This is a genomic window from Bacteriovorax stolpii, assembly GCF_002872415.1.
Lineage (GTDB): Bacteria > Bdellovibrionota > Bacteriovoracia > Bacteriovoracales > Bacteriovoracaceae > Bacteriovorax > Bacteriovorax stolpii.
In genome coordinates, this window is the sequence record NZ_CP025704.1 from 506,562 (window position 1) to 529,822 (window position 23,261).

24 protein-coding genes are annotated in these 23,261 nt (G+C 40.5%); 19 read left to right on the top strand and 5 right to left on the bottom strand.

The window, feature by feature from the left end:
* Window positions 1-99: 99 nt before the first annotated feature.
* From C0V70_RS02365 to C0V70_RS02375, 3 genes are all read left to right on the top strand, one after another.
* Complete coding sequence (locus C0V70_RS02365) at window positions 100-504, top strand: hypothetical protein (RefSeq protein WP_102242263.1); 405 nt, start codon at window positions 100-102, stop codon at window positions 502-504.
* A 407-nt stretch (window positions 505-911) separates the two neighbouring features.
* Window positions 912-2,498: a sigma-54-dependent transcriptional regulator gene (locus tag C0V70_RS02370; RefSeq protein ID WP_208107776.1), complete on the top strand. Its 1,587-nt coding sequence runs from the start codon at window positions 912-914 to the stop codon at window positions 2,496-2,498.
* A gap of 74 nt (window positions 2,499-2,572) precedes the next feature.
* Entirely contained in the window at window positions 2,573-3,001 is a 429-nt protein-coding gene (locus C0V70_RS02375; protein WP_102242264.1) for a hypothetical protein, read from the top strand.
* Window positions 3,002-3,057: 56 nt separating this feature from the next.
* Here the strand turns inward: C0V70_RS02375 and C0V70_RS02380 are convergent, their stop codons facing one another.
* Window positions 3,058-3,711 (bottom strand): c-type cytochrome, encoded by a 654-nt coding sequence (locus C0V70_RS02380; RefSeq protein ID WP_102242265.1) that lies wholly within the window; start codon window positions 3,709-3,711, stop codon window positions 3,058-3,060.
* A 179-nt stretch (window positions 3,712-3,890) separates the two neighbouring features.
* On the opposite strand from C0V70_RS02380, the gene C0V70_RS02385 reads away from it, so the two are divergent.
* Complete coding sequence (locus C0V70_RS02385; RefSeq protein ID WP_102242266.1) at window positions 3,891-4,643, top strand: hypothetical protein; 753 nt, start codon at window positions 3,891-3,893, stop codon at window positions 4,641-4,643.
* Window position 4,644: 1 nt separating this feature from the next.
* Here C0V70_RS02385 and C0V70_RS02390 read toward each other — a convergent pair whose 3' ends face one another.
* Genes C0V70_RS02390 through C0V70_RS02405 form a run of 4 tightly spaced genes read right to left on the bottom strand, consistent with a single transcriptional unit; the run spans window position 4,645 to window position 7,477 of the window.
* The gene (locus C0V70_RS02390) at window positions 4,645-5,448 is read right to left on the bottom strand and encodes an MlaD family protein (protein WP_102242267.1); all 804 of its coding nucleotides are present in this window, start codon (window positions 5,446-5,448) and stop codon (window positions 4,645-4,647) included.
* A 3-nt stretch (window positions 5,449-5,451) separates the two neighbouring features.
* Window positions 5,452-6,186, bottom strand: coding sequence for an ABC transporter ATP-binding protein (locus C0V70_RS02395; protein ID WP_102242268.1), 735 nt, complete (start codon window positions 6,184-6,186; stop codon window positions 5,452-5,454).
* A 1-nt stretch (window position 6,187) separates the two neighbouring features.
* On the bottom strand, window positions 6,188-6,982 hold the full coding sequence (locus C0V70_RS02400; RefSeq protein ID WP_208107777.1) for an MlaE family ABC transporter permease: 795 nt from the start codon (window positions 6,980-6,982) through the stop codon (window positions 6,188-6,190).
* Complete coding sequence (locus C0V70_RS02405; protein ID WP_102242269.1) at window positions 6,983-7,477, bottom strand: hypothetical protein; 495 nt, start codon at window positions 7,475-7,477, stop codon at window positions 6,983-6,985. It lies immediately after the preceding gene.
* A 245-nt stretch (window positions 7,478-7,722) separates the two neighbouring features.
* Here C0V70_RS02405 and C0V70_RS02410 point away from each other — a divergent pair, with 245 nt between their 5' ends.
* The 15 genes from C0V70_RS02410 to C0V70_RS02480 all read left to right on the top strand — a co-directional run bounded on the left by C0V70_RS02410 (window position 7,723) and on the right by C0V70_RS02480 (window position 23,246).
* Window positions 7,723-10,584: a tetratricopeptide repeat protein gene (locus C0V70_RS02410; protein ID WP_158649531.1), complete on the top strand. Its 2,862-nt coding sequence runs from the start codon at window positions 7,723-7,725 to the stop codon at window positions 10,582-10,584.
* A gap of 43 nt (window positions 10,585-10,627) precedes the next feature.
* Window positions 10,628-11,557 carry a sigma-54-dependent transcriptional regulator gene (locus C0V70_RS02415; RefSeq protein WP_158649532.1) on the top strand — a complete coding sequence of 310 codons (930 nt, stop codon included), beginning with the start codon at window positions 10,628-10,630 and terminating at the stop codon, window positions 11,555-11,557.
* A gap of 23 nt (window positions 11,558-11,580) precedes the next feature.
* Window positions 11,581-11,988, top strand: a complete 408-nt coding sequence (gene flgB / locus C0V70_RS02420; protein WP_102242272.1) for a flagellar basal body rod protein FlgB — start codon at window positions 11,581-11,583, stop codon at window positions 11,986-11,988.
* Between the two features lie 13 nt (window positions 11,989-12,001).
* The gene (gene flgC / locus C0V70_RS02425) at window positions 12,002-12,442 is read left to right on the top strand and encodes a flagellar basal body rod protein FlgC (RefSeq protein WP_102242273.1); all 441 of its coding nucleotides are present in this window, start codon (window positions 12,002-12,004) and stop codon (window positions 12,440-12,442) included.
* A gap of 32 nt (window positions 12,443-12,474) precedes the next feature.
* Window positions 12,475-12,840: a flagellar hook-basal body complex protein FliE gene (gene fliE, locus C0V70_RS02430; protein ID WP_102242274.1), complete on the top strand. Its 366-nt coding sequence runs from the start codon at window positions 12,475-12,477 to the stop codon at window positions 12,838-12,840.
* A gap of 95 nt (window positions 12,841-12,935) precedes the next feature.
* Entirely contained in the window at window positions 12,936-14,624 is a 1,689-nt protein-coding gene (fliF, locus tag C0V70_RS02435; protein WP_158649533.1) for a flagellar basal-body MS-ring/collar protein FliF, read from the top strand.
* A 24-nt stretch (window positions 14,625-14,648) separates the two neighbouring features.
* Window positions 14,649-15,689: a flagellar motor switch protein FliG gene (gene fliG / locus C0V70_RS02440; RefSeq protein WP_243733581.1), complete on the top strand. Its 1,041-nt coding sequence runs from the start codon at window positions 14,649-14,651 to the stop codon at window positions 15,687-15,689.
* 24 nt (window positions 15,690-15,713) lie between these two features.
* A complete protein-coding gene (locus C0V70_RS02445) occupies window positions 15,714-16,517 on the top strand; it encodes a FliH/SctL family protein (RefSeq protein WP_102242276.1) in 804 nt (267 codons plus the stop codon).
* Window positions 16,518-16,528: 11 nt separating this feature from the next.
* Window positions 16,529-17,878: a FliI/YscN family ATPase gene (locus C0V70_RS02450; RefSeq protein ID WP_102242277.1), complete on the top strand. Its 1,350-nt coding sequence runs from the start codon at window positions 16,529-16,531 to the stop codon at window positions 17,876-17,878.
* Between the two features lie 8 nt (window positions 17,879-17,886).
* A complete protein-coding gene (gene fliJ, locus C0V70_RS02455; protein WP_102242278.1) occupies window positions 17,887-18,339 on the top strand; it encodes a flagellar export protein FliJ in 453 nt (150 codons plus the stop codon).
* Window positions 18,340-18,347: 8 nt separating this feature from the next.
* Window positions 18,348-18,932, top strand: a complete 585-nt coding sequence (locus C0V70_RS02460) for a MotE family protein (protein ID WP_102242279.1) — start codon at window positions 18,348-18,350, stop codon at window positions 18,930-18,932.
* A 53-nt stretch (window positions 18,933-18,985) separates the two neighbouring features.
* Window positions 18,986-20,518, top strand: coding sequence for a hypothetical protein (locus C0V70_RS02465; protein WP_102242280.1), 1,533 nt, complete (start codon window positions 18,986-18,988; stop codon window positions 20,516-20,518).
* A gap of 3 nt (window positions 20,519-20,521) precedes the next feature.
* Window positions 20,522-21,373, top strand: a complete 852-nt coding sequence (locus C0V70_RS02470; RefSeq protein ID WP_102242281.1) for a flagellar hook assembly protein FlgD — start codon at window positions 20,522-20,524, stop codon at window positions 21,371-21,373.
* Between the two features lie 52 nt (window positions 21,374-21,425).
* A complete protein-coding gene (locus tag C0V70_RS02475; RefSeq protein ID WP_102242282.1) occupies window positions 21,426-21,854 on the top strand; it encodes a TIGR02530 family flagellar biosynthesis protein in 429 nt (142 codons plus the stop codon).
* A 111-nt stretch (window positions 21,855-21,965) separates the two neighbouring features.
* Window positions 21,966-23,246, top strand: a complete 1,281-nt coding sequence (locus C0V70_RS02480; protein ID WP_102242283.1) for a flagellar hook protein FlgE — start codon at window positions 21,966-21,968, stop codon at window positions 23,244-23,246.
* Window positions 23,247-23,261 lie beyond the last annotated feature (15 nt).

Consider the following 23,261-nt stretch of genomic DNA (forward strand, 5'->3'; position numbering starts at 1 on the left):
GAAAGAGGGCTTTTTTTTTATCTAAATTATTGAATAAACTTTAGAGGGGCAACGCTTCCCCCCTTGCTCCTTAAACAATCCAATGGCAACATTTTAGAGATGAATAAATTCTTATTATTCACATTCATACTTTCTTTTTCGGCTCACGCAGAGAATTCGCGCTCTCCAGCTGTGCTTGATGGCTCATGTAACCTGGACATTCCGACGACCTATAAAGTTGTGATTAACGGCAAAGAAGTTGTTAAGGAAAAGGATGCAATGGAAGTTCAAAAAGAGCAGTGTAAAGAAGTGAAGAAGTGCATGAACTCCGCTGAAGAAGAGGAAATGGAAGAGTTAAAAAGTCTGGAAGCGGTTGCGTGTAGTAATACTCTTTCGGCCGTCACAACAAAAACTCCAGGTCCAGTGGTTGATAAAAACTTCGATGGAAAGAGAAAGGCTAAGCCAAACACTGAGCTGGAAAACACTCGCCCAGAAGCGCCTAAGACTGAGACAGTAACCAGATGAGGCAGCTTCTTTGAATATCTTCGACATCGTTCTTTTCACTTGTAAATATATTCCATTTTGGGCCGTGCCTTCAGGGCTCATCAGCTTACACTTCGCTTATACATTTTGGTTGAAGGACTACCGAGACATTGCGTATTTTTGGGTAGGAATAACCTTATTTTGTCTTACAGCTATCGCCGTTTATTTTGCGATGGGTGGACCAGATGGAATAACAAAGAATTTAACTCAAGCTTTTAGCTAGTTAGCCTATCTTATCAAATCAGTCGGAAATTGTTGCCCTGTTTAAATTCGGATGTTGAGAAATTGACACTGACTCCATTTCATTGCTAGCATTTTTCTACGAGGTCAAATGGATTGACCTTTTTGGTAAAGCTTTAATTTCATAATTTCTTTCAAGGACGCGAAGAGTGAATGATTTTCAATTTCTCCATACTTCTTACGAACAAGATCCCACGAGGGATCAAAAGGGGTCTGGGCTGACAAATCAAATGAAGCTCCCGGATATTTATCTGGTCGAAGATGATCGCGTTTTAGGAACGACGATTAAGAAATACCTGGAAAGAAAACTCAATCTCAATGTTCACTTTTTCCTTACTCCCACTGAATGCCTTTTAGAACTCGATAAAAAAATCAAAGCAGAAACAGTTGTTAACCAAAAGCCATTTTGCTTAATCACAGACATCAGCTTCGAAGCTGGTGGATCAGATGGACTTCTTCTTATCGATCTTTTAAAAGAGCGTGGACACCACTTTGTTTCAATCGTTATGACAGGCTTCGCTTCAATTGAGACGGCCATCAATGCAACTAAAAAAGGGGTCTTCCACTATTTAACAAAACCTTTCGAGCTGGATGTCTTAACTGACCTGGTAACGAAGGCTTTCACCAAAAAATTAAACGTTCCAGCTTCTGCCTTTGCAGCCGCTGAAACGATGGCCCAGAAGTCGGTTGTCTCGCAGTCGACTCAAGCGCCTCACTTGTTCCAATCAAAGTTTAAGATCGAAGCACCAGGGCCTGATGATATTTTCTGTGGCATGGTTGGGCGCTCTAAGCAGATGAAGCAGGTTTTTGAACGCATTAAAAAAGTAGCAGCGAGTGATTCAACTGTTTTTATCTCTGGACCGTCAGGGACTGGGAAGGAACTGGTAGCGAACGCTCTTCACAATCTTTCTCCAAGAAAAGCGCACAACATGGTTTCAGTAAACTGTGGAGCGATTCCTTCGGAGCTTTTAGAGAGTGAATTGTTTGGACACGAAAAAGGAGCCTTCACTGGAGCGATCTCTTCTCGCAAGGGACGTTTTGAAATGGCCCACAGAGGAACGATCTTCCTGGATGAAATCGGGGATATGCCGCTTCTTCTTCAGGTAAAACTTCTTCGCGTGCTTCAAAACAGAGTGATCGAGAGAGTTGGGTCAACTGAAACAACTGAAATCGATGTTCGTATCATCACTGCGACTCACAGAAATCTTGAAGACTCTGTCTCTGAAGGAAATTTCAGAGAAGATTTATACTACCGCTTAAATGTTATTCCGATTAAGATCCCGGCACTATGTGAGCGTCGCGAAGATATCCCGCTAATGATTTCGTACTTCCTGTCGAAATTCGTAAGTGCGGATGGAAGAAACAATATTGAGTTTGATGATGAAACACTAGAGCTTCTTATCGGGTACGACTGGCCAGGAAACGTTCGTGAACTGGAAAACCTCATTGAAAGATTAGTCATTTTAAAAGGTGGAAACCAGATTAAGGTTTCAGACCTTCCAGCAAAATTCTTAAAGACGTCTCCACAAAACGTCGAAGCCTATAAAAATATTATTTCTTTACCAGACGAGGGAGTTGACCTTAAGCAGCTTCTTTCAGACATCGAGGACTCGCTCATTAACCAGGCCCTTGAAGTAACTGGTGGAAATAAGAATCAAGCCTCTAAACTTCTTTCAATGAACCGCACGACGTTAATTGAAAAGATGAAAAAGAAAGGATTCCTACAGTTAAATTAAATATTAACTGAATCTTAATACTCAAAAACGCACTTTATAAGTTATAAGTCCTCCAACAAAAAATTGGAGGATTTATGAAACTAATCGCTTTTTTATTAGCTATGCCAGCTCTTGCATTCGGAACAACTTGTTACAAAGCAGAAACTGCTACTCCATACAAAGTGCCAAGTGTACTTTGTCTTGAATCAATCGTGGATGGAACAACTTACAATCAATTAGATGTTGTAAGCTTAGATGGAAGCTTTCCTGCTGCTCTAAAAATCACGGAAACTAGCCGTCACAACGAAGACAGACTTAACTTTAAGGCAGAAGCTGTTCTGGTTGATATTTGGGAGTCAGGATGTGGAGACGGGATCTCTGCAAAGCTTAACGTTAAAGGACAACTTGCCTACGGTGAAATCAGTGCAGAATCTTTAGCTGTATCTGTAGACACTGAAGTGACAAACGATACATGTCACTCACACCCATGGTCAGAAACAATCAATTACAAACTAGTAAAATAGTTAAACAAAAAAAGGCCGCTTAAAGCGGCCTTTTTTATTTCGTCAGAGTTTTTTTATTAAAGAGAAGCTTTCCAGGCCTTAAGTTCTTCAACCAACTTAGCAGAAACTCTTTCGCCTTTTCCAATCGGTGGCATCGGGCGGTTCATTTCTTCGAAAGCATCAGTCATGCGATAGAGGATTTTATCGTAGTTTTCAACGATAACTTCTTTCGAAGTTAAATCCATTCGGCGTTTGTTGTTTGGGTTGTGACATTTTGTACAGCTTGCTTCAAAAACCGTCTTTTGGATGTTTAGGTAAGCCTGATCTGCCTTCCATGCTTTAAGCTGTTTAATGACCTCTGGAGACACGCGGTTTCCTCTAGGTGGCATATAATCTATGCCAAGATCGAAAGCATCAGTCATGCGGTAAATGATGTCGTCGTAATTTTCCAAGATCAATTCCTTCTTTGTTAAATCGAGACGGCCTTTTTTGACGGCGTTTTCAGGGTTGTGGCATCTCGTACAACTCATATCAAAAAGGTTCTTTTTGATGTCGAGGTACACGAGGTCTTTTTCAACTTCAGTCTCAGGTTTATCAGTGTCAGTTTTGATTGGATTGATGATTGTTTTGCCCGATGAAAAAGCAAGCGGGCCTTTATCAGGATCGATAAAATTACATCCGGCCAGGGCCAGTAAAAGAGTTCCCATCACTACGTTTTTCATATAGGGCATGTGTACTCCTAAGAAGGTTTCTTCTCAAGGGAATTGAAGAATTTACAGGTGAATTTTGATGTTTATCTTTTAGGCATATGACCAATGACACAGCATCAGACACACTTGGGACAGGGGACTATCTATTGGATATGTTTAGGAGGGGAGTTTGGTCGTTTCTTTGCAATAGCTTAGGTCATATGAAAACACTATTGCTGGCATTCGCAATGCTATTTATGAACTCACAGGTCTTTGGGGAAGAGGAAAACAGGCTTAATCCCTTTGAGTCGGATGGCTGTTCGATGGTTCCGGATTCAGAGCCTTTTAGCAATAATGACTGGCTTAATTGTTGTATTCCTCACGATATCAACTATTGGAAGGGTGGAACAGTAGAAGAAAAAGAGAAGACTGATATGGCCTTTAAGGCCTGCCTGGAAAAAAACAAAATGGGGAATTGGCTAAGTACCATTTTCTATTATGGTGTTTCACTTGGTGGGACTCCGAAAATTAAAACTACATGGAGATGGGGTTATGGGTGGGAGAAGTCTCGTCCCTTTTCTCCACTGTCGAAAAAAGATCTAAAGAAGATCAATGAGTATAAAGATCTATTTAAGCTGCCGGTTTACGTTCGTTCTCAGGAGCTGGTTGAGGCTATGGTTGATGCTTTTACCACGAGAAATACATGCAAGGATGACATGAGAAAACGTATTGAAAAACACATGACGTTTAAAACGCCAGTAAAAGAATTTAAAATGCATAGGATTGAAGGTGGTGATGACCGCTACCAAATTTTCTCACCTGAATGTAAAGCAGGATATATGGTGGTGGATTTTCATCCGCACCCGTTTGCGCCGGACCTTTGTGTGTTTAGTGATTACTATTATTACCAGGTCGAGCGCATTAAGAGTTTCTTAGTGTATGGTGATTGCCAGAATTTCCTGAAGAAAAAATAGATTACTTATTATCTTCTTTTTTAATAGATTCTCTAATAAAGAATTTAAGAACCTTGTTTCTATTGGCCCCACCAACCAGCGACCTTAGGTCTTCATGCAGGCCTTGATCGTAGATGAGCGCGTGGAGAGTTCCTGGTCCTTCTTCAATTCTTTTTGTCATGCGGCTGATAGATTCGCTTGAAGCTTTAAGATTTGCCAGCGACTGTCCAAGATTTTTGTCGTTTAAGCTCATCATCACCTTATTACTATTGGCAGTCAGGCTTTCGATGTTGCTTAGGATTTTATCCAATCTTCTGTCTTCAATGCTTGAGACTAATTTATCAAACTTCGTCAGGATGCTGCCTGCTGCAACCACTAGGTCTTCACTTTTAGTGATGATGTGATCAATTTGAGAAGCTTCATTGGTCGCTAGAACGTCACCGTCTTTGATTCCAGGAGCAGAGTCTGTTCCACCCGAGATCTCAAGGAATTTATCCCCTAAAACTCCTTGAGTTTTAAAAGTCATTGTTGAGTCTTGTTTAATCCATGTGCTGTATTTTTCAGTTACACCAATAGTAATGATCAGAGTGTCCAGGTCTTTAAAGTCGATCGACTTTACACTTCCAACTTTAATCCCTCTCAGTTGAACAGCTGCCCCTTCTTTTAAGTTTTGAGCACTCTTAACTTCAGTGCTGATATAAACCTTGCTGGAAAAAAGCGGGTTCTCTTTATTGAGCATAAAGACTGTCACCATCACAACCACCAGGAGGACCGAGATGAAAATACCAGAGATAAGATAATTTTTTTTATCAGATGGCTTAAACATAATCTATTCCTTATGCACGTGAAACTTCATAACAACAGGGTCATTAGAAGCTTGAAATTTTTCAGGGGTATCATCAAAGATAATTTTCCCTTGGTAGAGAACGACAATGCGATCGCAAAGGCTCAATGCTGAAGGGATGTCGTGAGTAACAAAAATAGAGGCCAGGCCTTTTTCTTTCAGACGCTGCATAAGCGAGACAACGTTCAGGGTGTTGGCCGGATCAAGACCTGCAGTTGGTTCATCATAAAGAACGACTTCAGGATTTAAAATCATAGCACGGGCCATTCCCACGCGCTTTTGCATCCCTCCGGACAAATCAGAAGGCATGATTTCTTCTTTTCCCGGGAGGTCGATAAGTTTTAGCATCTGGGCGACTTTATCTTTGATTTGTGTGTAACTAAAACGAGTGTGTTCAAATAAAGGGTAGGCGATGTTTTCAAAAACATTGATTGAATCAAAGAGGGCCCCACTCTGGAAAGAGTAGGAGATTTTGATTCTATAAGGAGTCAGGTCATCTTCGTCCAGGTGATCAAAACGTTCGTTGTGAAAAAGGATCTGGCCCTTATCAATGCGCTCAAGCCCAATGATCGAGCGAAGAAGAACAGACTTACCTGTTCCTGAGCCCCCTAAAAGACCGAGACTCTCTCCTTTTCTAAGAGTGAGATTGATCCCGCGGTGAACGGCGTTGTCTCCAAAGCTTTTATGAATGTCTTTTAGCTCTAATATTACGTCGCTCATTTTATCCCCAGATAACCAGGAAGATTTTACTGATAAAAAAATCTGTGATCAGAATCAAAATAGAAGCAGTCACTACAACCCATGTGGTTGAGACTCCAACTCCTTTTGTTCCGTCTTTGGTATGAAGACCTTTGTAGCAGGCAAAGATCGTGATGATTCCGGCGAAGATCGCAGACTTCACAATCCCTGACATATAGTCGTAAAACTTTACGGTTGAAAAAACTTTGAAAAAGTAAAAGCCAGGAATGATGTCGAATTCAGACATACAAACGATCATTCCGCCGAAAATCCCGACAGCAAATGAAAGGGCCGATAATAAAGGAAGCGAAATAACCAGTGCCCAAAAACGAGGGACAACCAGGACTCTGACAGGCGATGTTCCCAGTGCTCTAATGGCATCTACTTGTTGAGTGACGTTCATCGCTCCGATTTCCGCAGCGATCCCTGAACCGACCCGGCCGGCAACCAGCAGGGAAGTAAAGAGTGGGGCCATCTCACGGGCAAGAGATAAAGACACAACGGCCGGAACATAAAGAGTCCCACCAAATTTTGTTAAACCATAACCAAAGTTCAGGGTCATAACCAGACCCATGGTTAATCCGATAACTACAGTAATAGAAGTTGAGCCAAAGCCCAGCTGGTTGATCTGCTCCATTAGTCTTGAAACATAAAATTTTCCGCTAAAAGTGCATTTTATCGTTTGGTAGAGAAGCTCGAAAATTTCGCCCATGAAAATAAAAAACTCACGGGCCTTTTCGATTCTTCGGTCAATTGTATTTTGGATCAATGCTTTCATTTAGTTTAATTTTAACAGTTCAATGAATTTATTAAAGTCAGGTGTATCTTTATCCAGGTTCTTTTGACCTGTAGAGATAAGAGCGAAATCATAAATACAGTTATTTTTCTGAGTTGTTAAAATTCGGAAGTATCTTTCAACACCATCGACTGCACCTTTGGCAATAACAAGAGAAGCATCTCTTCCTTGATGAGAAACGATGGTTTTCTCTGAAATCTCAACATTGCTGATGCCGCTTAAGATAGAGTTCGTAAGAGTTGGCAGATTACTTTGATCGTATCTTCTGCAAGCACTATTAAAGATAAAGAAGCTGTTTGTTTTTGTATTGCTTAAAGCAAGGTCTGAACCTTGATTGTCGACTTCTTTCCACGGAGCTTTGAGTGTTTTAGTTAAATTGTTTTCTACAGTAGTACTTTTTGTATAAGCACCGCTGTCGGTTTCACTTGATGAACAAGCGATTATAAAGAGGAGTGATATAAGGAAGAAGTTTTTCATAAAACAGTCTAAAGTACTCGGTTACTGCCAAATTTATTACCTTTATTAGAAGGTTCTTCTAAATGATTGTAAATAGATTATTTCTTTCATCTGTCAAGGAATTGACCCGGCATTTTATGCCTGCGAGAAAAATTTTCCTTTTAAAAAATCCAAAAAAGGGTAAGATTAATAAGAAGTCACTTCAGGATGAAGAGGACAAATACAGCCTTAAACTTTAGGACAATTTGATGCGAACAGGATGTTTCGTGAAAATGTGCCCACAGAAAAAATTCTTCAAATTTTTGACGATTGTTTTTGTCTTTGCCATTGTTCTGGCAAATAATGCCTTTTCACAAGCACTTTTAGACCAAGAAAAAGCGACGACCTATCTTCGTTGGAACCTTTTTACTGGCAGAGACCAGCTTCAATTCTCAAAAGTTGGAAATAAAGTTGTTATTAAGACTCTTAATGTTGAGCTATTTAACAACTTAAAAAACGAATTATCAGACGTAAGACTTGATCCTCAGTATTTAAACTCTATTCAATTCAAAGATAATGCTAATGGCGCCAATGCTCTTAATGCTATGGCCGTAGAAATCGAGTTAAAAGATGCGAACGTTGAAATGTTCAGCTTTTACCGCGAAAGAGATAAGAAGTATGTTGTAGACTTCTGGACTGACAGCTCTGATGCCGTCACGCTAGGAAAAGCAGCCGTTTTAAAGCCAGAAGAAATAAAGACTGCTGAAGTCGCGACTAAGGCTCCGGCGTCGGTTCCAACACCTAAAATTGAGATTGCGCCGAAAATGACTGAGCCAAAGATTGTTGCAGCTAAGTCAAAAGTAACAACAGTAATCGCAAAAGAGCAACCAATGCCAAAAGCAGACGTTGCCCTGGAAAAGAAAGTTGAAGCGGATAAAGTTCTTTCAAGTTTCGTAGTTGACCCTTCTAGGATCAGCAAAAAATCAGCGGCAGAGCTGGATGCTGAAGAAGAGGCTTCAAAAAAACCTTATAGAGACTTTAGATACGGAGCGACTTTTGTTTGGGATTACGATCCTATCGCACCAGCTTACAAACAATTGGTGAACTTAAAGACGAAGATCCCTGAGATCTTCTATCCAATTGCTAACCGCAACTTTAAAAAAGACGATAAAGAAGCCCACCTTCAATTAACAATCAATCTATACCGCAAGAAGAAGTGGGGATTGATGTACAAGTCTATGAAGCTTTTCACTGAGAAATACGGTGCTACGGCCGAGTGGGAGCTTTTAGAATTCATTAAGGCAAACGCGATCTTAAGAGAAAACGTCGATGTTCCAAATCCAGAGCTTTTCAAAAACGCTCTGACTATGCTCACAAATCTTTCTGAAAAATCAGATAACTATGAACTAAAGAAGGCGATTTATAAATACCTTCTAAGTTATTATATCGAAAAGAATGAATCTCTTAAGATTCTTCAAATCGCTAAAACTTATTATGCTGGAACAAGAGACAATTTCGATTTCGAAGAGTCAATTATCCCGGCAGAAGCGATGTTAAACTCTCTGGCAAAGCTTGGTCAGATTGATAAGATTAGAGAGCTTTCTCAAGAAAAGACGATGAAGAAGATCCTTCCGGCCCAACTTCTTCTGGCTTACCAATCTTACGCTTACCTAAGAGGCGGAGATTTAAACGCACTGATTTCGTTTTATGAAACAAACAGAGTTGCTCTAGCTAAACCTATCGACCCGGTTATTATGTATAACACTGCTGAAGCTTACTTCAGAGTTGGTCGTTTCCAGGAAGCGATGAACTTATATACTGAGTTCACGAAAAATTATTCATATGAGTATGTAGCTTCAAATGCTTATTTAAGAATGGCCCTTTGTTCAGACTTGATGGACAAAAACTACAATGAAACTCTGGACCTGTACAAAAGAGCAATCGATACTTCAGTTGACGGACAAGTAAGCTACGAAGCCCGTGTTCGTTACGTTGCTTTTAGAAGCGTGAGAAAGAGAGATCTTGATGACCGCGACAGAGAAATCAGAATTTTCTTAGAGCAAGATAAGAATGCAACGAGCCCTGATAAGAACTTAACAAAACTTCTTCAGCAGGTTCGTCTAAGAACTCTTATCGTTGATGGAAAATACAAAGAAGCACTAGCTTACTTAAGCCTGATCCCAACAATTGGTATGGCAAAAATCGACGCTCGCATTTTTGACGGTGACGGAGCGGAGATTGTTTATGGGATCATCTCGGACTTCTACCAAAAAGCAGAATACTCACAAGCTATCAAAGCATGGCAGACGTACAAAGATAAATACATCGATAAGGTGGCCATGGACCCATACATGAATTTCGTGGTGGGAAGCTCTTATGTAAAGCTTGGCCTTTACAAAGGGTTTGACGATGTTTACGCCGCTTTTGAGAAGCTTAAAGACACTCCTAACAGGACTTTTCCTATTTGGGTTGCTCGCAACCAGGAGCTAAAGGCAAGTGACTTATTAAGCGAATTAGTGATCGTAAAAGACATTAAACTAAAAAACTGGGATCTGGTTCAAAAGAACATTGCTGCTTTTGAGAAGAAACTCCCAGCGTACAACAAGACAAATTACTACAAAGGTCTGGTTTCTTTTAACCAAAAAGACTATGCAGGAGCGGTTACTCACCTGGAGAACTTCTTCTCTAAACAAGATCAGAGAATCATTTACGACCCGTCGGATGTAGCAGATATGATCCGGGCCTATACTGACTCCATCTATGAATTGGGGCAGACTGATAAATTCTTGAAAGTTAGTGAGGCAATCTTAAATGACACCACTTCTTTCGGCACGGATAATGCTTATATTCAAAATGTCCGGGAAAGAATTGCCTACCTTGGTATCGAAATAACCGCCGGAAAAGGGACACTAAACAACTATATGTTATTTGAAAAAAAGATTAACGATTTCAAAAAAGCTTACTCAAAGTCGATTTACACAGGACGAGTGAACTATCTTTTGGGGCAAGCGATGGTGGCTAACCAGAAAGTGAAAGAGGGAAGAGAGATCTTCACATCACTGGTTAATGATAAAAACACCTCAGACTATTTGAAAGAGTTAGCTAAGAGTGAACTAGGGTTACTAAATCTTAAAGAAAGAACTTTATAACTAGCTTCAGGATGGAAGCGAGATTCGTATGACAGGAGGTCAGATGGAAGCGATTAGGGTAGAACTTTTTGGAACAGATGCAAGAGTAGAAAGAGCTGTTCAGCAAGCAAGAAACTTATCTGTTAGCAAAGCTGCCGTATTAATTGTTGGCGAAAATGGTGTTGGTAAAAGAACTCTAGGACGCTACATCCATGAAAATTCAGGAAGATCAGCTCAAGCATTCGAGCTTGTAGACTGTTCACTTCCAGCGCAAGAAGTTGAAAACCGCATTCTTGGACACAGAGACAATGCTACTGGAAGATTCAATAAAGGGATCCTTGAAGCGGCCAACAGAGGAACTGTTGTTTTCGCTAACATCGACTGCCTTGATGAAGAATTCCAAAAAAGACTTCACAAAATTATCAATGAACTTGAAGACTACGATATCGACGTTCGTTTAATCGCGACAACAACAAAGAACCTTTCTAAGCTTGTTGGAGCTGGAAGATTCTACCGTGGTCTATATACAATCTTCTCAAATAACGCTGTAACAATCCCAGCACTTCGTGAAAGACAAGAAGACCTTGAGCGTCTTGCTCGTCACTTCATGAGTGAAATGACTGAAAATGAAACAGTTAATATTGATTCAGTTGCGATGGATAGAATCAATTCTCACTACTGGGCAAACAACATCCATGAGCTAAAGCAAGTTATCTCTAGCTCAATCTCAAACAATTCATCTCTACTAGACGAAAGTGCATATGAAGTTTCTGATAAAAAATCAGTTAACTTCATGAGTGAAGACGACTCTGATGGTGTAAGACTAATGTCGCTTAAAGATGCTGAAAAGCTTCTGATCAAAAAAGCACTTATCCACACTTCAGAAAACAGAACTCAAGCAGCTAAGATTCTTGGTGTATCAATCAGAACTCTTAGAAACAAGATCAACGAGTACAGAACTGAAGGTTCTTCATACTTCGTTAACCTAAGATAATTTAGAGTAGAGGAGAAGGGACGATGGAGATTAACGATAAAACAATGCAGGCCCTACAAGCTTCACTGAAGTTCAGACAGCTTCGTCAGGAGTTACATGCATCGAATATCGCTAATGCTGAAACTCCAGGATACAAAGCAAAGAAACTTGATTTCGAAGAAGCTTTGGCCCGTGCTCTTGATACAGATGAACAATTAACAATGAAAACTACCGACTCTAAACATTTCAATGTTGGAGGCGGTGGTTTTAATAATTTACAACCAGAGATTTACGAAGACTCAAATGGAATCGTAGATCCAACTGGAAACACTGTTGACCGCGACCAGGAAATGGCCGAAATGGCAGAAAACAAAGTTATGTATGATGCCACAGTTCAGCTGATTAACAAAAAACTTGGCCTATTAAAATATGCCATTGGTTCTGGGCAGTAGTTTAGGGGGATGAATGGATTTATTAACTAGTTTAAAAATTAGCTCATCAGGATTAGCTGCCAACAAAAAAAGAATGGGAGCAATCACTTCGAATATTGCTAACGCTCAAACAACGAGAACGGCAGAAGGCGGACCTTACCAGCCAAAAGAAGTTGTTTTTGGGTCAGAGCCGGCAAGAGAGAACTTCGCTGAGATTTTAGAAGGTGAGCTGGAAGAAAAAGCGCAGGCCGTTCACGCAACGGAAATTGCCAACAGCAAAAAAGCGCCGATTATGAAATATGAACCAAACCACCCAGATGCTAACGCTGAAGGGTATGTGGCCTACCCAAACATCAACACGATGGAAGAGATGGCCAATATGATCGAAGCTTCAAGAGCCTATGAAGCTAACATCAATGCCATGAACACTGCAAAGAGTATGGCGATTAAAGATCTTGAAATTGGTAGAAATTAATTTTTTAAAATATTGAGTATTAGGAGACAAAGATGTCGATTGAAAACGTAGGAAACATGAACAAGATGCTATCGAAATATAGCACTCAGGATTGGACGAAAAGTGCTTCGATTGATCAGGCGAGCCTTCCAAACTTCAATGAACTAACAGCTGGACAAGCTCAAGGCGCAGCAGCTCCTCAGAGCTTTTCTGAAATCATGGCCTCATCACTGGCTGAAGTAAATAGCATGCAGGTTGAAGCTAATAAAGCGATTCAGAAATTAGCTTCAGGACAGACTAAAAATATCAGTGAGACAATGCTTGCGGTAGAAAATGCGGAAATTGCTTTCAAGACTATGAACCAGGTTCGTATGAAAGTGATTGAAGCTTATAAAGAAATTATGAGAATGCAAATGTGATTTTGGATCACAGCTTCTTTGGTTACTCGGTTACTGGTTACTAGGGCGATATAAGATTTCATAGGATGTGAAATTGGATTATCAGGAGGATTCCCTTGCAAGATATTTTGGAAAAGATTGTTAGAAACTTCAAAGAATTTTTTAATGGATTAGATGCCACTAAAAAACTTGGTTTCATCATTGTTGCCTGTATGATTGCAGCTGCGATGGTGGGAATTGTTGTTTGGGCTTCTAAAACAAGATATGACACTCTTTACACTGATCTAAATAAAGAAGATGCAAGAAAGATAGCCATCATTCTTGAAGAGAAGAAAATCCCATACCAAACATCAGATGACGGTAAAACAATTTCGATCCCAGAGGATCTAGTTGGAGTGTGGCGTCTGGAAATCGCGAAGCTTGGAACAAGCTTCTCGGGAACTGTAGGGTATGAAGTTTTTGATAAACAATCATTCGGGACGACAAGTTTCGTTCAGAAAGTAAATAAGCAAAGAGCTCTTGAAGGAGAGCTTGTTAAGTCGATTATGTACATCCAGGGTGTAAAGCGCGCTCGCGTTCACATTTCAATCCCGGAATCTTCTCCATTTGTAGCTGAAAAGAAAGCTCCTTCAGCTTCAGTTGTTCTTGAATTAAATAATGGAGTGTCATTAACTCCAGCTGAAATTAAAGGGGTGGCTTCATTAGTTGCTTCTTCAGTTGAAGAAATGAGAGTTGAAAACGTAGTTATCCTAGATGACCGCGGTAAGAAGCTTTCTGAAAACATCGGTGACCCGATGACGGCTACAACGGCAAACAGACTTGCTCTTGAGGCTCAATTAAACCAAAAATACGAAAGACAAATCGAAGACATCCTAAGCAAGGTTGTTGGAGATGGAAAAGTTGTAGCAAAAGTAACAGTTGACCTGGATTTCACAGAAGCAGTTTCAACGGAGACATCTTACGACAACGAAAACGCAGCGGTAGTGTCTGAAGTGAAGAACTCTCAGAATCTTGCTGGGTCACGTCCATCACCTCAAGGAGTGGTTGGAGCTCGCGCAAATCTTCCAGGTGAAGAGCCGCAAGCAGGTGTAGCTGAAACAAAAAATAACGTAACAAAAGAACTTACGACGAGAAACTTCAATGTTCCAACAAAAGTCACTCAGTCTAAGAAGCCAGCAGCAAACGTAAAAGCAATCTCTGCTGCGGTTATGATTGATGGTAAAAGAGTTCCAGTATTAGATGAAAACGGAGCAGCTCAACTTGATAAGCAGGGGAACCCTGTTATGAAGTATGAGAAGTGGTCTGCAGCTGATCTTGAGAACTTCCAGCAAATCGTAGCAAGTACACTTGGAACAAGTGACAAGCGCGGTGACAAGCTGATCATCAAGAACATGGAATTCGCTAGAGAAGACATGACGGTAGCTGATGCCATCTTAAAAGAGCAAGCTAACCGTGAACTTATCAGAAACATCGTAAAGTACCTGGCCGTAGGGTTAACGATCTCGTTATTCTTCTTCCTGGTAGTTCGTCCTTTCATCCAATGGGTTACGGACAACACGATCGAAACAGTGGAAGACTTCTTACCTCGTACACTTGAAGAGCTTGAAAAAGTTCAGGCCAACCAACGCCTACCAGGTCTTGAGGATGCTCTTCCGCAGATTGAAGAAAAACTTAACCCTGAGAAGATTGAAGGGAACATGCTTCGTGAAAAAATCATTGCTCTGGTTGAAAACAATCCAGGTAAAGCAGCTCAGATTATCCACGAGATGATCCACTCTTCTGAATCAGATAAACAAATTGCGTAATTAATCCTTATTGAGGAATAAACGATGGCAGCACTGAACGACAACCAATTAGATCCCGACACAGAGTATGGCCTCCTAAATGGCCAGGACAGAGCGGGACTTCTTTTGAGCTCACTGGGAATGAACATTACCCAGCTTATCTTTCAAAACATGAAAGATAATGATGTTAAGAGAATGATCAACGCGATGTCGAACGTTAAGCGCGCGCCAATCTGGATGGTTAAGAGAGTTCTTGAGGATTTTTACAAGCAACTAAATGAAGAAAACGACTTACTATTCGCGGAAAACCGCGGACGCGATTTCATCATCAACACTCTTGGTGAAGATAGAGCAAAACAACTTCTTGGTCAGATCGTAGAAGTTGGACAATCAAATACACTTGAATCTCTTGAACTGGTAGATACAAGAACATTATCAAACTTCTTAATCAACGAGCACCCGCAAACTATCGCGCTTATCGTTGCTCACCTTGCACCAGAAAGAAAAGTAGACGTTCTAAGACGTCTTCCTGAAGGTCTACAGGCGGAAGTTGTTCTTCGTGTGGCCAACCTTGACTACGTTTCTCCTGAGCTTATCTCTCAGCTTGACGACGTACTTAAAACTGAACTTTCAACTCTTGGTTCTATCGACACTAACCAGCTTGGTGGTGTTGAGCCGATCGCTGATATGCTTAACCTTATGGATAAAAACACTGAGAAGAACATCATGTCTCGTGTTGAAGAAAAAGATCCAGAGCTGGCAGAAGAGATCAGAAAACTTATGTTTACTTTCGAAGACCTTCTATACGTGGACGACAAAGGTATCCAGAACCTTCTTCGCGAAGTGGACAACGGAAAGCTGGTTATTGCAATGAAGACGGCACCAGACGAAATCAAGCAAAAGCTTTTCAAGAACATGTCAAACCGTGCGGCTACGCTGCTTAGAGAAGATCTTGAGGCCCTTGGACCTACTAAGCTTTCAGATGTTGAAAAAGCACAGGCTGAAATGGTTGCTAAAGTTAAAGAACTTGAAGGTCAAGGTAAAGCCTTTATCGCTCGTGGTTCTGACGGTGATTCTCTGGTTTAATAGTTTAAATAAGGAATTTATAAAATGGTTAAAGCGACCGGCGAAGTTACAGAATACAAGTTTCAGAGTTTCACAGAAGTGGAAGAAGGGAACGAGTCTGTTAAGTTATTCGAGTTCAAGCCACTGCTTACTGCAGCTCAGACCATTGAGAAAAGTGAATTCCAAAGAGTTATTAAAACTGAAAGAGAGTTTGCAAAAAACTCTCAGTTTAAAGTTAACCCTATCGTTGAGCAGTTCCGTGGTTTAAGAGACCAGGAAGACCGTGAATATGAACACCGTGTAGAAGAAGAAGTTAAAAGAAGAGTTGCTGAAATCCAGGACGAAGCTTTTAAGGCCGGATTTGATGAAGGTGTAAACCAAGGGCGCGAAGAGATCTTTGACCAGATGAGAAGCGCTGTTGATGAAAAGCTTGAAGATTTCTCACAAATGGTGACAGCTGTTTTAAAGACTCAGGAAGAAATTCTATTTAACCAAAAAACAGAAATGTATCAGTTACTGAGAAATCTTTCAAAGTGGATCGTCCTAAGAGAGCTTCAGGACGATGGAAAATACATCGAAAGACTACTAGAAAGACTGCTTTTAGAAATGCAAGCAAGACATAATCTTTTAATCCAGGTGAATGCAGATGATTTTGCTTCAATGCCGGATGTCCTGAATCATGTTCAAGGTCGTTTAGGTGAAATGAAGAACGTGAGAGTGGAAATCGATTCATCGGTTACGACAAGAGGAATTGTAGTAGAGTCAGAAAACGGAATTATCAACGCGACAATGGAAGAGCAATTCAAGTCACTTGATAAACTGTTTGAAGACGTACTGGCGAAAGTCTAAAGGGGGAGTAAATGGACAAGAATCTTGATCTCTCTTCAATCCATAAAAATTACGAATACGCTTCTCCTTTCCAGAAAATCGGAAAGGTGTTTGCTAATAAAGGAATGGTTTTTGAAATTAACCTTCCAAGAGCTCCTATTGGTGCGAACGTTGAGTTCGTTACTGAATACGGGGATAAGTCTTTAGGTGAGGTCGTAGGGATTAATGGAAACCGTTGTATGGCGATGCCATACGATGAACTTTCAGGAATTAACTCAGAGACTCGCGTTTACTTAAAAGACCTGACAACAACAATTAAAATCTCACAAGGATTCCTTGGACGTGTTATCGATTTCCAGGGAAATCCTATCGATGGAAAAGGCCCGATTGAACAAACAGGTGTAGAAGCGAGAAGCATCTACGGTGTGGCCTTAAACCCACTTCAAAGACCGCCAATCAGTGAGGCGCTGGATACTGGTATCCACGCTATTAACTGTTTTATGACAGCAGGAAAAGGACAGCGTTTTGCCATCATGGCCGGTTCGGGTGTTGGTAAGTCGGTAACCATGGGTATGATCGCCCAGAACTCAAGTGCAGACATCAACGTTATCGCGCTTATCGGAGAGCGTGGTCGCGAGGTTCTAGAATTCATTGAGCACGACCTTGGACCTGAAGGTTTAAAGAAGTCGGTAGTTATTGTTGCAACTTCAGATTCATCAGCGCTAACGAGAATGAAAGCGGCTTACGTGGCGACAACAGTTGCCGAGTATTTCCGCGATCAGAACGCTGACGTTCTTTTGATGATGGACTCAATCACACGTTTTGCAATGGCAAACCGTGAGATCTCTCTTTCAGCTGGTGAGCCACCAGGACAGAAAGGGTACACACCCTCAGTCTTTGCGAAACTTCCAAAACTGATGGAGCGTGCAGGAACGAAGACCGGAGCAGGATCAATCACTGGAGTTTATACCGTTCTCGTTGAAGGGGGCGATATGGATGAGCCGATTGCCGATGCGGTAAGAGCGATTGCCGACGGACACATTGTTTTATCAAGAGAGCTTGCTTCACGAAACCAATTTCCGGCAATTGATGTTCTGGCATCTCTATCCAGAGTTATGTCGAAGGTTGCTTCGAAGGAACACAGAATTGTTTCATCTCACTTAAGAGATTTAATGGCCGCTTATAAGGCCAATGAGGACCTGATTAACGTTGGTGCCTATGCCAAGGGATCAAACCCTAAGGTTGATAAGGCGATGTTGATTTATGACGATTTAATGACTCTTCTGAAGCAAACTCAGGGGATGACAGAGTTCTTAACAATTGATGCGCTTTTTGACCGCATGGTTGAAATTGCAAGAAAAGCTGAAAACATTAATAAGTAAAAAAATAGATGCAAAAGTTTAAATTCAAACTCGACGGTCTTCTAAAGGTTCGCGAGTTTAAAGAAAAGAAAATTAAGATCGAGCTGGGAGAAATCCTAAGAGAGATCACTGCTGTTGAAGACAAAATTGCTGAAGCCAATAAGGCAATTGAAGAGACTTATGAAGCGCAAGAAACGTTCATGAAAGATCCTTCAGCAGGACAAATGCTTCAGTTTTTTCCGTTATTCATTCAAGGAAAAAAAGAAGACATCAAAAACAAAGAGAACCTATTGTGGTCTCTGAGAAAAAAATACGATAAAAAAATAGCCGAGCTGGCACAGGCCCGCGGTGAAGTAAAGGTCATGGAGAACTTCAAAGAAAAAAAGAAGGACGAGTGGTCTAAAGAAAGAAATAAAAAAGAACAGGAAGCCATCGAAGAAATTCTGATGATGAGATCAAATGGCTCTAAGGGATTACTCTAGGAAATATTATGAAAACGAGAAAAATTTTATATACAACTTCAATCGTAGCTATGTTGACAGTAGCAAGTCTGGTGTATGCAGCAACAGCTAAAAAAGCTCCAGCGGCCCCGGCCGCTCCCGCTAAGCGCGAATACACGGAAGAAGAATTTAAAGCAGCTGTGCTTGAAGAAGCGACAAAGTTAATGAAAAAAGCGGGAAGCGCTAACCTGGTGGATTTCTCTAAAGAGCTTTTAGAAAAAGAAGAAGCTATCAAGGTAAAAGAGCTTGCAGTTAAAAAAGAATCAGAAGAGCTAGAAATGAACAAGGCCGACTTTAAGAAGAAGCTGGTGGAGTTCCAGGACTCGCAAAAGAAGTTCTTAGGATGCGTTGACGAAAAAAGCGCACAGGCCGATAAAAGAGTGTCTCAGATGGTGGATGTTATTTCTGGTATGAAGCCACAAAACGCGGCCGATGTCCTGACGGTTCAAGATCCTGACCTTTCTGTTAGGATATTAAGCCAACTGGATTCAACGAAGGCTTCAAAGATCTTCAATTTGATGGATAAGGAAGTTTCTGCCCGACTTCAAAAGCAGTTTCTTCAAATGAAAAAGTAAGTTAATATAACAAGAGGCGTTGAAACTTTAATTAGGATGATTAAAAGGAACGTATGCAAGGATTGCCAGTAAATTTATTAGCACAAAATGTAGCTCCAGCTACAGGGAAAACGGATGCAGCGGCATCTGTGAATGCTAATGGCAAAGTTGCAGGTGTTATTGGTCAAAATAAAGAAGGAAAAGAGGCAGAGCAAGGAGCATTCGCTTCGTTGTTTGGAAATCTTCTTGGTAACTCAGAAACTAAATCTGCAGAAGGATCAGCTCAACCACAGACTCTAAAAGGTGAAGTGGCCACAGAAACAAAAGCTTCAAACTCTGAAGCGAAAGTAGATGCTCTTCTAAAAAATAAATCACAAGAACAAGATAAGAAAACAGAGCAGACGGCCCTTACAACTGAGCAGGCACTGTCTCCTGAAGTCTTAAAAAATATCGACGGCCTTCTGGCAAAAACTCAAGTTTCAGCAGAAGGACAAAAAGGTGCACCAGTAAAAGGTGAAGCCCTTGACGGAAAAATCACTTCGGCTTCAACGAATCTTGACCAGCTTTTAAAAACATTAAAAGGTGAAGAAGGAAACGTTCAGGGTGTTGAAGGTGAGACACTTCAAAACACAAACTCTAAAGAAACAAAAAACAATAAAGGAAGCGCTCTTGATTTCTTAATCAAGGAATCAAAGTCTAAGGACGTAGGAAGCGCAGCAGTTACAACTGAAAAAGTTCTGGCAACAAATCCTGAATCTGTTTCGAAGCTTGGTCTTTCAAGTGAAGACTTCATCAAGAACATGACAGAAGCAAAAGCTGAAAAAGCTCCAGCTCAATTGGTAGGCGACGCTGCTTTAGACTTCGATCCAAAAGCATTGATGCAAAAACAATTAAACCAGTCGATGAAAGCTTACGGGCAAAAACAAAATCTTTTAAGTGACAACGTCATCAGAAATACAAAAGACTTGGCCTTTAAAGAAACAAAGCCAAAGTCGGCAATTGATGAGTTGAAAAATCCGGATTTAAAAATCGGAGCAGAAACTGCGATGGTAAAAGAGCAGTTCATCCCTTTAATGCAGCAAAAGCAGGAAATGGGACAGAGTATGCAGACGCAAAATTCTGGAAAAGTTTTAGATCTTTCTAAAATGAATGCATCAAATACGGAAGAAGTTATTAAACGTATCAGTGATTACGTTCAACAAAGCCAAGTCGCAAATCAGGATAGTATCGACTTAACAGTTAAGCACGATGCTCTTGGACAGTTCAAGATTCAGGTGACAAAACCAACGATCCCTGGATCGAACCAAATGGATATGCAAATCACGACATCAACAGCAGAAGGACATGAGTTCTTTATGAAGAATGAAACAGGCCTTCTGAAAAATCTTTCTCAAGCAGGAATCCAGCTTTCAGATTTAAGAATCGTTTCTGGTGGTGAATCTTCTAGCTTCGCTCAAAATGATTCAAGACAATCTGGGAACTCTCAATATAATCAAGCTCCAAAAGAATTTATGAGCTTTGATTCAGGTGACTCGTCAAATGGATCTCAGAGAAGAAGAGAGTTATGGCAAGAGGCCCGCGATAATCAACAAAGATACGGAGCTTAAGGTATGCCAGAAATTGGAAGACCAGTAGAGCAAAACCCATTCTCGGATATTAAAATCAACAGACAACCGTCGGCAGGAAATGGCGCTGTTACTAACAGAGCAGTCGGTGATTCATTAAACCAGATCGCCGGAAATAAACCTGAAGCGCGTTTTGTTGACAGAAGAAAAAAAGAAGAACTTGGTCAAGATGGTTTTATGAAACTTCTTGCTCACCAATTAAAAAATCAAGATCCAATGAAGCCAATGGATCAAAAAGATTTCTCGGCCAACCTTGCTCAATTCTCGCAGTTAGAGCAGTTGACAGCAATGAATAAAAAAATGGATGCTGTTAACCAAAATGCAGTTGATGATAAACGTGTTCAAGGAGCAGCTTTCTTAGGAAGAAAAGTTGTGACATCTGGAACGAGCATTGACTACAAAGGTGACGGGAAAGATGTAAGAGTTCCTTTCTTCCTTGATCAGCCAGCAAAGGCCGCAGTTATCAACATTCTTGATAACAAGAACCAGCTTGTTGCCAGAATTGAAAGAGAGAATTTACAAAAAGGAATGCAAGACGTAACGTGGGATGGAATTGGATTCGACGGACAAATTGCAGCGAAAGAAACATATCACTTTGAGGTGATTGGTTTCGATGAAAACAACAATAAGTTTAACGGTTCAACTCGCTCTGAAGGTTTAGTACAAGGTGTACATTTCGAAGACGGTGAAACTGTATTAGATCTTGCGAATGGAAAAAAAGTTTTCCTAAAAGATGTTCAAAGTTTTTCTGTAGCGGAAAATAATGATCAGGGAAAAAATATTCCTGCATTGCAAAAGCAAGCGGCGCAAGCTTATAATCAAGTAGAGAAACAATAATTTTTTTGCAAAAAAAAATATAAGAAAAAATATAAGGTAAAAAGAAAGAAAAATGGCGAATCCTAAAATTAACAACATTCTTATTCCGAACGTCACGCAGCTGCCGTCGCAGAAGAAGACGGATGACGTTAATAAGTTAAAGCAAGGGGAAACGTCAGAGTTTAAGGGACTCTTAGACTCACAGGTTGCAGAGCAAGAAGGTCAGTCAGCTCTAGCTCCAAAAAAAGGCATTCAGCTTTCAACTCACGCGATGAGAAGGCTTCAAGAAAGAAACATTTCAATTGATAAAGATGAATACACAAAATTACAAACAGCAATGGATCGCCTGAAATTAAAAGGAGGGCAGGATTCGTTAGTTATTACGGGTAAAGCGGCGTACATAGTAGATGTTCCGAAAAACACGATTGTAACTGCGATTGATAAAGAAAGTATTGGAGAAAACGTTTTTACGAAAATTGATTCTACGATTTTAATGAATTAACAAATTAATAATAAAAGTCTTAAAGAAAACGGTTGGTCCTTTCCGGAAACCTGAGTTTAAAGCCTGTAGTGCTATAAACATCTTTAAGCGATTAGGTCTAGGAGGGACATAATGGGTATTCTACGTTCATTCACAATTGGTGTTTCTGGTTTAAATGCTTCTGGTCAAGGTATGGGTGTAATCGGTGATAACATCGCTAACGCCGGAACAAACGGATTTAAATCTTCTAGAGCTGAATTTCAAGACGTATTAGCAGTATCACTTAAAGGAATCGAAGGGGGAGACCAATTCGGTGCCGGTACAAAATTAGGTCACATTAAGCCTCTAATGACTCAAGGGGATATCTCAAGAACAGATTCAGTAACAGACCTTGCACTTTCTGGTGACGGTATGTTCACAATTGAAGCTCCAGCAGGAAGAACGTTTACTCGTGATGGATCATTCCACTTCGATAAAGAAGGTCAGTTAACAACGATGGACGGATACAAAGTTCTTGGTTTCCAGGCCGATGAAAACGGAAAAATGGTTAACAAAATCGACGCTATTAAACTAGGAAACACAACAATCCCAGCGAAAGCGACAAAAGAAGTTCTAATGTCGATGAACCTTGATTCTCGTATGAACAAGATGGAATTTAACATCGAAAACCCAGAGAAAACTTCTAACTTCTCTAACTCAATGACAATTTACGATAACATCGGTACAGCTAGAACTGTAACTGCTTACTACAACAAAGTAGATAACAATCAGTGGGAATACCATATTGCTGTTGATGGAAAAGATGTTGAAGGTGGAAAGCCGGATACAATGTATGAGCAAGCTTCTGGTACTCTTATCTTCAATGATAAGGGACAACTTGAAGAAGAGAAAACATCTAAAAACTCTTTTAACTTCAACAAAGGTGCTGCTAAAGACCAAAAAATTACTTTCAACTTTGGTCAATCGATTAAAGAAGGTGGAAACGGTCTTGATGCTTCTACTCAGTACGGATCTGATTCAGCAATGGCCCGCCACACTCAAGATGGAGCTTCAGCTGCAACATTAACTTCTCTTTCATTTAACGATAAAGGGATTTTAACTGCTTCATACGATAACGGTGAAACAAGAGACGTAGCTCAAATCGCTGTAGCAAAGTTTGAAAACAACGAAGGTCTATTCAAAATTGGTAAGAACCTTTTCAAAGAATCAAAAGCATCTGGACAAGCTGCTCTTGGTAAACCAGGTGAGTCTGGACGTGGAGAAGTTCTTTCTAAGTCAATCGAGCTTTCAAACGTTGATATCGCAAACGAATTCGTTAACCTGATGACAGCTCAAAGAAACTTCCAGGCTAACGCTAAGACGTTAACAACAGCAGACGAAATGCTACAACAAGTTCTTCAGATTAAGAGATAATTTTAGCTAGCTAAA